This is a genomic window from Enterococcus hailinensis (genome assembly GCF_045862035.1).
GTDB classification, from domain to species: Bacteria; Bacillota; Bacilli; order Lactobacillales; family Enterococcaceae; genus Enterococcus_A; species Enterococcus_A hailinensis.
Genome location: NZ_BAAFRV010000031.1, coordinates 1 through 9,084, shown reverse-complemented (window position 1 = coordinate 9,084; position 9,084 = coordinate 1). Strand labels below are relative to the sequence as shown.

Annotated in this window: 10 protein-coding genes and 4 pseudogenes; 13 read left to right on the top strand and 1 reads right to left on the bottom strand. The window is 36.6% G+C overall.

Annotated elements, in window-relative coordinates; translation table 11 throughout:
- The coding region (locus tag ACKTSC_RS12880; RefSeq protein WP_224997754.1) for an IS6-like element ISS1N family transposase at positions 1-520 on the bottom strand (520 nt) is incomplete at its 3' end.
- A 961-nt stretch (positions 521-1,481) separates the two neighbouring features.
- On the opposite strand from ACKTSC_RS12880, the gene ACKTSC_RS12875 reads away from it, so the two are divergent.
- From ACKTSC_RS12875 to gtfA, 13 genes and pseudogenes are all read left to right on the top strand, one after another.
- A complete protein-coding gene (locus ACKTSC_RS12875; protein WP_002307506.1) occupies positions 1,482-1,904 on the top strand; it encodes a cupin domain-containing protein in 423 nt (140 codons plus the stop codon).
- A gap of 83 nt (positions 1,905-1,987) precedes the next feature.
- Positions 1,988-2,641 (top strand): ABC transporter ATP-binding protein, encoded by a 654-nt coding sequence (locus ACKTSC_RS12870; protein ID WP_002307505.1) that lies wholly within the window; start codon positions 1,988-1,990, stop codon positions 2,639-2,641.
- On the top strand, positions 2,638-3,402 hold the full coding sequence (locus ACKTSC_RS12865; RefSeq protein WP_002311027.1) for an ABC transporter permease: 765 nt from the start codon (positions 2,638-2,640) through the stop codon (positions 3,400-3,402). Before ACKTSC_RS12870 ends, ACKTSC_RS12865 begins: the two co-directional genes overlap by 4 nt.
- 596 nt (positions 3,403-3,998) lie before the next feature.
- Entirely contained in the window at positions 3,999-4,283 is a 285-nt protein-coding gene (gene yidD / locus ACKTSC_RS12860; protein ID WP_002318456.1) for a membrane protein insertion efficiency factor YidD, read from the top strand.
- A complete protein-coding gene (trxA, locus tag ACKTSC_RS12855; protein WP_002318457.1) occupies positions 4,264-4,584 on the top strand; it encodes a thioredoxin in 321 nt (106 codons plus the stop codon). The genes yidD and trxA overlap by 20 nt, the downstream gene beginning before the upstream one ends.
- A 23-nt stretch (positions 4,585-4,607) precedes the next feature.
- Positions 4,608-4,913 carry a rhodanese-like domain-containing protein gene (locus ACKTSC_RS12850; RefSeq protein ID WP_002318458.1) on the top strand — a complete coding sequence of 102 codons (306 nt, stop codon included), beginning with the start codon at positions 4,608-4,610 and terminating at the stop codon, positions 4,911-4,913.
- Positions 4,913-5,253: pseudogene (locus ACKTSC_RS12845) on the top strand (FAD-dependent oxidoreductase); the annotation flags it as partial. The gene ACKTSC_RS12850 and the pseudogene ACKTSC_RS12845, both read left to right, overlap by 1 nt.
- Positions 5,254-5,359: 106 nt before the next feature.
- Positions 5,360-5,542 (top strand): annotated as a pseudogene (locus tag ACKTSC_RS12840) (PadR family transcriptional regulator); the annotation flags it as partial.
- Between the two features lie 354 nt (positions 5,543-5,896).
- Positions 5,897-6,067, top strand: a complete 171-nt coding sequence (locus tag ACKTSC_RS12835; protein ID WP_000713595.1) for a hypothetical protein — start codon at positions 5,897-5,899, stop codon at positions 6,065-6,067.
- A 13-nt stretch (positions 6,068-6,080) separates the two neighbouring features.
- Positions 6,081-6,698: a recombinase family protein gene (locus ACKTSC_RS12830; RefSeq protein ID WP_002295591.1), complete on the top strand. Its 618-nt coding sequence runs from the start codon at positions 6,081-6,083 to the stop codon at positions 6,696-6,698.
- 289 nt (positions 6,699-6,987) lie between these two features.
- Positions 6,988-7,188: pseudogene (locus ACKTSC_RS12825) on the top strand (helix-turn-helix domain-containing protein); the annotation flags it as partial.
- Positions 7,182-7,316 (top strand): annotated as a pseudogene (locus ACKTSC_RS12820) (alpha-amylase family glycosyl hydrolase); the annotation flags it as partial. The pseudogenes ACKTSC_RS12825 and ACKTSC_RS12820, both read left to right, overlap by 7 nt.
- Positions 7,313-8,773 carry a sucrose phosphorylase gene (gtfA, locus tag ACKTSC_RS12815; protein WP_002335326.1) on the top strand — a complete coding sequence of 487 codons (1,461 nt, stop codon included), beginning with the start codon at positions 7,313-7,315 and terminating at the stop codon, positions 8,771-8,773. The pseudogene ACKTSC_RS12820 and the gene gtfA, both read left to right, overlap by 4 nt.
- Positions 8,774-9,084 lie beyond the last annotated feature (311 nt).

Genomic DNA, 9,084 nt, shown 5'->3' with positions numbered 1-9,084 from the left:
TAATAGGTCGATGGTCTTGTTCTATTAAATTGTTAAGATACTTCACAGTTCGGTGCTCTGTCTTAGTATATAAACCCACACTCTGTAACTTTCTAAAGGCGGAGCCAAGAGAAGGTGCTTTATCGGTAACAATTGCTTTCGGCTCACCAAACTGTTTATGGAGTCGTTTTAAGAAAGCATAGGCTGCTTGCGTATCCCGTTTCTTTCGTAACCAGATATCTAAGGTTAAGCCGTCCGCATCAATTGCACGATAAAGATAATGCCAACGTCCCTTAATTTTGATATAGGTTTCGTCCATTTTCCATGAATAGAAGGATTGTCTATTTTTCTTCTTCCAAAGATAATAGAGGACTTTGCTGTACTCTTGCACCCAACGATAAATCGTAGTATGACAAACATTTATTCCACGATCATATAACAATTCCTGAACTTCACGATAGCTTAGATTGTAACGCAGGTAGTAACCAACAGCGACAATAATGACGTCTTTTTTGAATTGTTTGCCTTTAAAATGATTCATTACTCTGTCCTCTCTGTCTTTTTTCTCAATTTTACACTAAAATAGATTTTTTGGAAAACTTTGCAACAGAACCTACTATGCAACCAAAATTGAGAGCATACATATTACGAGAAACAAACTCGTTTTCCAATGCAATGAAGGAATCGCTCTGTCTACTCATAAAACGGAAATTGAAAGAATCATGCATGCATTGGCACTTAAACTCTTATTACTGGAGTTAAATTCATATGATTTTTAATCTGCAAAAAAGTTTATAGCACCGTCGCTTATACCAGAAAATATAACAAACGCCGCATTGTTTTTTTGTGCACTTTAATAATCTATTCAACTAAGGAATTAAGCTGGCTGTCAAGAGAGTAATATCGTATTGAATCTCAGGTGGAAATTTTCTGCGGTATCTTTTTTGACTGAAATGACATTAGTGTCTTTTGGGGATTGTGTATGTAAGTATTTTTTAAAATCATTTTAACAAGTTTTGGACAAAAATTCTCATGAAAAAACAGAATTTAAATAGCATGATAAATTAGAGAAGATAGTTTAATGTGCTTATAGGAACACCCCACTTTTACAGTCACAATCAATAACCTTGCTACTTTCTTTCGAAATTGATAAGAGTCTAAAGGATTGACAACGCTTGATAGTGAGCATAAACTTAATGTACGCTAGTTAGTTTACAAGTGCAAACTAAAAAAGTATGATGTGTCGTCTCTGAAATTCTCCCTGATTCAAGTCATAACCAGAGTACATATCGGTTATTTTTTGATTCCATATTTTTTCCTTTATGTGCTGAGGATTAAGGGGTACCAATTGTAATTGCGCGTTATATGGTCTTTGTTTAGAATCGCTCTCCAAAAAGCCAATTTTTTTGCATAGAATTTTAGATGTGGTATCATTAATTAGAATTATTATAAATAAGAAGTAGGTATCATTGTTTCAGTATAAAGACTAGGAGGAATGGAAGATGGAAATAGACTACAAGGATCATGGGAAGAAGCCGTATATCATTAATATTGAAGACGCCACCACAGGAAATGATAATTACCGGACGACCATTTGGACAGGCAGTAAACTGCAAGTCACCGTAATGTCCATTCAACCGGGCGATGACATCGGTTTGGAAGTGCACGAAGGCATTGACCAATTTATCCGTATTGAAGAAGGAGAAGGCGTGTGTAAAATGGGGCCTTCTAAAGATAACTTACATGTTCAACAAAAAGTGATGGATGATGACGCCGTATTTGTTCCGGCGGACATGTGGCACAACATCGAAAACACCGGTGATAAGCCGCTCAGACTGTATACCATTTATGCTGGTCCAGATCACCTTGAAGGAACGGTTCACCCTACTCATGAAGACGCCAAAAACGATCCAAACGAACACTGAGGTACACTAGGATGAAACAAAAGCCCTGCACCCGTATGGATGGTCCACTGGTGCAGGGCTTTTTTATAAAGGAGAGAAGTGGTATGAGTGATTCATTGTTTCAATTAGAGAAGGTTGGTTTTCAGGCAAACGGAAACCAAATCCTTCAAGATATCTCTTTTACAGTAAACAAAGGGGAAGTGATTGTTTTTTCTGGTCCTTCTGGAAGTGGAAAAAGTACCCTTTTGAAATTAATTGGTACGCTGCTTTCCCCAACTTCCGGAAAAATTTATTATCGAGGTACGGATCTGCAAAAAATCGATCCTGTGGAGTATAGAAAAGAAGTCTCTTATTTCTTTCAAAACGCTTCTCTATTCGATGAGACAGTTCAAGAGAACTTGTCTTTTCCTGCCCGCATAAGAGAAGAAGGATTTGATCGGGAACGTGCAAAAAAATTGTTAGAACGAGTTCAAATACCTGAAACTTACTTATCGAAAGAGGTCAAGGAACTATCAGGAGGGGAAAAACAACGGGTTGCATTGGTCCGAAATTTGATGTATCAACCGAAAGTGTTGCTCCTGGATGAAGTTACCAGTTCATTGGACCAAGAAAACAGAGCGATTGTCCTTGATTTAGTCCGAGACATGATGAAAGACCAACAAACTACGGTGTTGGCCGTCACTCACAACCAGGAAGAAATCGACCAAGCTTCTCGTCTGATTACTATCAAAGGTGGAAAAATGGAGGAATCGAAATGACAAACAATTTGGAAATCAGTAATCTTTCTTTGCTTTTATCCTCTGTCCTCTTGATAGTTGCCTTGTTGATTGATTACAAAGAGAAATTGGGATTAGGAAACGACATTTTTATTGCGGGAATTCGCGCTGTCGTTCAATTATTCCTTATTGGATATGTATTGAGCTACGTATTACGAGTGGATAACAACTTTCTCACTTTAGCGATGGTTTTGTTCATTGTGTTCAACGCTTCTTATAACGCCCATACACGCAGTGAGGGGATCAACCGCTCTTTTAAAATTTCAACGACGGCTATTGGAGTAGGAACAGCCTTGTCCTTACTCATTCTTGTTTTTTCAGGAGTCATTGACTGGACCCCTTCCCAAATCGTTCCAATTACAGGCATGATTGCCAGCAACGCCATGACTGCGATTGGAGTGACCTATCGGTCTTTGAATTCAAAATTTACGGACCAACGCCAACAGGTATTGGAAAAATTGGCATTGGGAGCCAATAAAAAACAAGCGTCCATGAGTATTGTAAGAGAAAGCGTCAAAACGGGCATGGCTCCTTCTATTGACCGAACAAAAACGGTTGGACTTGTCAGCCTACCAGGTATGATGTCAGGGTTGATTTTTGCGGGAATTGATCCTGTTCAAGCGATTCGTTACCAAATTGTTGTGATGTTTATGTTGATTTCAGTTACTGCGATTTCTTCGTTTATTGCTAGTTATATGGCTTACCGTGAGTTTTATAACAATCGCAGTCAATTAATTATATGATTTGGGATGATACACTACTCTTAAAACCAGTGGTTACAATTTTATGTAGTTAAAAGAAGACCTCACGAGAATAATTACAAAAAGAACTTCATTTTTTAAGGAAGAAGGATATTTTTGTCATCGAATCTTTGGAACGACTAGGGCGAAACTATGATGAAATTTTTTATATAGTGCAGCAACTGGATTAAAAGGATATCGGACTGATTGTTTTGAACATGCCTATCCTCAACCAATGAGAACTTTCGACGAAATCATGTTCTAGAAAGAAATTTCTATCCAATAAGAATTCCAAATCATGGACACTATTATCAAAGATGATAATTTGACAATGATTGCTAGAGAAGTTGAATCAACATTAAAAGAAGTAGTGGACGCTGCTAAATAAATATAAAAAAGACTTTCTCGTGAACTAAAATGGACCCCTATAGAGGACACTAAAAAAAGTGTCCTCTATAGTTTTTTTTGCCCATAGGGAGGAAGGTCATGTAACTTTATCCACTAGCTCTTAATACAAGATTCGGAAATACCGACATATTATGGTCGTTTTTATTCTTTTTGAAAAATGCTTTACAAAAAATATGCATGGGGGTATATAAATGAAAAATATCATTTTATTAAGTATAAAAGGTTATCAAAAAGGAATTTCGCCGTTGTTTCCACCGAGTTGTCGTTATTATCCCACCTGCTCGCACTATGCTGTTGATGCGATTGAAAAACACGGAGCAGCAAAAGGGTCTCTAATGGGAGCAGCACGTATTATGCGGTGTCATCCATTTGTTAAAGGCGGATATGATCCAGTGCCAAGTACATTTTCATTGAAAAGAAATAACAGACATAAGATAAAAGGAGAGGAACAATCAAATGACAGTAAAAGTAACTGATATAACATTAGCATCAGAAGTAAAAGAGGGTATTACATTAGTCGATTTTTGGGCTCCTTGGTGCGGGCCATGTAAGATGTTAGGACCAGTATTAGAAGAATTAGAAGCAGAATTTGCACCTGAAATTAAAATTGCAAAGTTGAACATTGACGAAAACAATGTAATAGCTAGTCAACTGGGCATTATGAGCATTCCTACCATGGTTTTATATAAAGATGGTCAGCCTATTGAAAAAATAGTTGGCTACCAACCAAAAGAAGTACTAAAAGAGTATTTAATGGAAAAAGTAACAGCAGAATAATTACTATTATGAGGAGTAAAAATATGTTTTTCAAAAAAACACCTACGATTTCGACTACTGAACTGGAGAATAAATTATCCGAAAAGCCGCAAATTATTGATGTGAGAGAACCGCATGAATTCAAAATTGGTCATATTCCAGGTGCAAAAAATATTCCATTGGCTAAAGTTTCTACCTATACCCCGAAGGGTCAAGTCTACGTAGTGTGCCAATCTGGGATGCGCAGTAAACGAGCGACGAAAATATTGCTGAAACAAGGACATGATGTTATCAACGTCCGTGGCGGCATGATGGCATGGGCAGGAGCAAAAAAAGGAGGCAAGAATTAATGAGAATTGTCATTATTGGTGGTGTAGCAGGTGGTATGTCTGCTGCTACACGGTTAAGACGTTTGGATGAAAGAGCAGAAGTTATCGTGTTAGAAAAAGGGCATATGTGTCATTTGCTAATTGTGGTTTGCCTTATTATGTCGCTGGAGAAATTGATGAACGGACGGATTTGTTAGTTCAAACTCCAGAATCTTTGCAAGCAAGGTTCAATTTAGACGTACGACCAAATAGTGAAGCTATTTCCATCGACTCCAACAACAAAGAAGTGGTCGTGCAAACCGATCAAGAAACATACACGTTGGGGTATGACAAATTAATCTTGTCTCCAGGAGCAAAGCCATGCCATTACATTTATATCTCTGATACGTATTTACATTTATATTAATAAGCAACTATCTTTAGTTGTTTTTTAGAAACTAGTTGTATTTCTTTTTTTATATCTTAATTTGACAATTAAGATTATTTTAGTTTTAACTACACCCGTTCATGGATATGCTATTATTCAAGAAATTGATAAGTTAAGTGATGGATCAGTTAAGGTAGCAGCAGGAACTATGTATGGAGCGATTGAAAATTTACTTAAGCTTAATTTGATAGAAGAAATTCCAAGTAGACCTCATCGTCGCAAAGAGGGCAAAAATCCCTTTAAGAGATTTTTACCCTCTTTGCGACGTTGAGGTCTTTGTTTTTCGTTCTCGTTTTTTGTTTGATTAACTAGAAGGGATTAAAAGACTGCATTTTGATTTATTTTTTTAGGGTAAAGGAGAGAGTAGCCCGAAAATTTTTAGTTGGCTTGGACTGAACGAAGTGAGGGAAAGGCTACTAAAACGTCGAGGGGCAGTGAGAGCGTAGCGAACACTTGTTTTTTGAATTTCTATCTTTGTTAGGTCAATAGAGTATACTTATTTGTCCTAATATGATTTTAGCAGTATAATTGACTTTATGAATAGGTCATTTAAGTTGAGCATAATAGGAGGAGTAAAATGAAAAAATTTATTTATCGAGTTTTAGAAAATGACGAAGTGGTGGCTATTTTTAATGAGCAACAATATGCGCAAGATTTTATCGCTTACGAAAAGACAATTTCTGATAAGCAATTTGAAATTGAAAAAGTAGATATAGCTGATTGGTTATTGCAACCGAGAGAATTTTAGAGGTTGGTTGAAAATGGCTAAAATTGGTTATGCACGTGTCAGTAGCAAAGAACAGAACTTAGATCGGCAATTACAAGCGTTACAGGGCGTTTCTAAGGTCTTTTCAGACAAATTAAGCGGTCAATCGGTCGAACGTCCACAATTACAAGCTATGCTTAACTATATTCGTGAAGGGGATATAGTTGTTGTTACTGAATTAGATCGATTAGGACGAAATAATAAAGAATTAACAGAATTGATGAATCAAATTCAAATTAAGGGGGCAACCCTGGAAGTCTTAAATTTACCCTCAATGAATGGTATTGAAGATGAAAATTTAAGACGGCTGATTAATAATTTAGTGATTGAATTGTATAAGTACCAAGCGGAATCTGAACGCAAACGAATTAAAGAACGCCAAGCCCAAGGAATTGAAATTGCTAAGAAAAAAGGAAAATTCAAAGGGCGACAACCTAAATTCAAAGAAAATGATCCACGTTTACAACACGCTTTCGATTTGTTTTTGAATGGTTTATCCGATAAAGAAGTTGAAGAACAAACTGGAATCAATCGCCGAACGTTTAGAAGGTATCGAGCAAGATATAACGTGACCGTAGATCAAAGAAAAAACAATGAAAAGAGGGATAGTTAATGAGTACGGTTATTTTAGCTGAAAAACCAAGCCAGGCCCTGGTTACCAAAATAAAGTGCAACAAACACCTGTTATACAATGGATAGTTATGTTATTCTATGGCTATATGTAAGGGGTTTATAGTGGATGTAGCGATTTGATAATGAACACAGATATGATACCCTTATTCGGGTAGACTGACTTGATTTCAAGTGAGTCTGTGTGGGAGGTCACATTCATATCTGTGAAGGTTCATTGTCAAATCATCTGAGGTCGTTGGCTTTAACTAGGGCAGGGGGACTGAATGATTATGGCATACGCTCACCTAACAGCAGAGGAACGTGGCAAAATTGAAGCATACCTTGATGAAGGGTTGTCACAATCTGAGATAGCAAGAAGATTAGACAGACACCGTTCAACTATCTCAAGGGAGATCAAAAGAGGTAGTGAACAGCGGGGCCGTAATAGCACTGCTAGGCTTCGTTACCAAGCAACTAGTGCACAGAATATTATGTAGATGAACAGTACCAACAAGTATTAATCAATAATTATGAAGATGTTTTATTAGATCAAAGTCGAAAATTGCGTTTACGACCGTTTGAAAGTATTGTATTAGCTAATTATGGAGGACAATTATGAAAATTAAAAACGAAGCAATGCTCATCACCTATGCAGATAGTTTAGGAAAAAACATGGGCGAATTAAAACAAGTCTTAGACAAACATTTACAAGGTGTTATTGGTGGTGTACATCTGTTGCCTTTTTTTCCATCGACAGGTGATCGAGGCTTTGCGCCGAGTGATTATACGACAGTTGATCCAGCTCTTGGAACATGGGAAGATGTGGAAGCATTAGGTGAAGATTATTATTTGATGTTTGATTTTATGATTAATCACATTTCTCGTGAATCAAAATTTTTCCAAGATTTCAAAAAAAACCATGAGCAGTCACCATACAAAGAAATGTTTATCCGTATTCATGAATTTTTCCCAGAAAATCGACCAACACAAGAAGATATTGATTTAATCTACAAGCGTAAAGACAAAGCGCCGTTTCAAACGGTAGAATTTGCGGATGGTACGACAGAAGAGGTTTGGAATACCTTTGGGGAAGAACAAATTGATTTAGATGTGACCAAAGAAGTTGTGAAAGAATTTATTCGAGAAACCATCAAAGATATGGCGAACCATGGCTGTTCTTTAATTCGATTAGATGCGTTTGCTTATGCGATTAAAAAATTAGATACCAATGATTTCTTCGTGGAACCAGATATTTGGGAACTTTTAGACGAAGTGCGTCAAGAAGCAGCGAAATATGACGTCGAATTATTACCAGAAATCCATGAGCATTATTCCATTCAAATGAAAATTGCCAATCATGATTATTATATCTATGACTTCGCCTTGCCAATGGTCACTCTGTATTCACTTTATAGTGGAAAATCAGAACGTTTAGCCAATTGGTTGAAAATGAGTCCGATGAAGCAGTTTACAACATTGGATACGCATGATGGAATTGGTGTTGTGGACGCTCGTGATTTATTAACAGATGAAGAATTGGATTACACCTCTGAGGAATTGTATAAAGTCGGGGCGAATGTGAAGAAGGTCTATTCAAGTGCCAATTACAATAATTTAGATATTTATCAAATTAACAGCACCTATTATAGTGCATTAGGCGATAATGACCGTAGCTATCTGTTAGCACGTGCGATTCAAGTATTTGCGCCAGGGATTCCACAAATTTATTACGTTGGGTTATTAGCAGGAAAAAATGATATTGAACTGTTGGAAGCAACGAAAGAAGGGCGTAATATTAATCGTCATTACTATGATTTAGCCGAAATTGAAGAAGAAGTGCAACGGCCAGTGATTCAACAATTATTTGCACTTTTAAAATTTAGAAATGAATCTGCGGCGTTTGATTTGGATGGAACGATTGAAGTAGCAACGCCATCAGAATCAGAAATAGTGATTACACGTAAAAATAAAAACGGTAGTGATAGTGCAACATTAACGGCTAACTTGGATACGAAAGAATTTATCATTGAGTCTAAAGATATAAAAATTTTCACTAGTGTTGCATTAAAATTTTAACCTATTCCATAGAACAAAAAATCCTTTATACTAGCACTTGGATGACTTATCCAAGACCAATAAAAAGGACTCATACATGGATAAGTATAAAACAAATACAGCATTTAATAAATGGTTTTCTGCCATAAAATTAGGAAAACTTTCTGTCAACTCCCAAAAATGTATTTTTGATTACAATTCGTATTTTCATTTGTCAAATTAACCTAGACACAATCTCGACATCCATGTAACTCAAAAAGCTTTCCAGAGGGGTACGATAGTTCAATGATTTTCTGGGAATATGGTTTCGTTTTGATGCGATTGCTTGAACG

Coding starts and splice junctions, on each gene's coding strand:
- trxA (WP_002318457.1), top strand. CDS start 4,264: ATGACAGTAAAAGTAACTGATATAACATTAGCATCAGAAGTAAAAGAG.
- ACKTSC_RS12835 (WP_000713595.1), top strand. CDS start 5,897: ATGAAAAAATTTATTTATCGAGTTTTAGAAAATGACGAAGTGGTGGCT.
- yidD (WP_002318456.1), top strand. CDS start 3,999: ATGAAAAATATCATTTTATTAAGTATAAAAGGTTATCAAAAAGGAATT.
- gtfA (WP_002335326.1), top strand. CDS start 7,313: ATGAAAATTAAAAACGAAGCAATGCTCATCACCTATGCAGATAGTTTA.
- ACKTSC_RS12865 (WP_002311027.1), top strand. CDS start 2,638: ATGACAAACAATTTGGAAATCAGTAATCTTTCTTTGCTTTTATCCTCT.
- ACKTSC_RS12850 (WP_002318458.1), top strand. CDS start 4,608: ATGTTTTTCAAAAAAACACCTACGATTTCGACTACTGAACTGGAGAAT.
- ACKTSC_RS12875 (WP_002307506.1), top strand. CDS start 1,482: ATGGAAATAGACTACAAGGATCATGGGAAGAAGCCGTATATCATTAAT.
- ACKTSC_RS12830 (WP_002295591.1), top strand. CDS start 6,081: ATGGCTAAAATTGGTTATGCACGTGTCAGTAGCAAAGAACAGAACTTA.
- ACKTSC_RS12870 (WP_002307505.1), top strand. CDS start 1,988: ATGAGTGATTCATTGTTTCAATTAGAGAAGGTTGGTTTTCAGGCAAAC.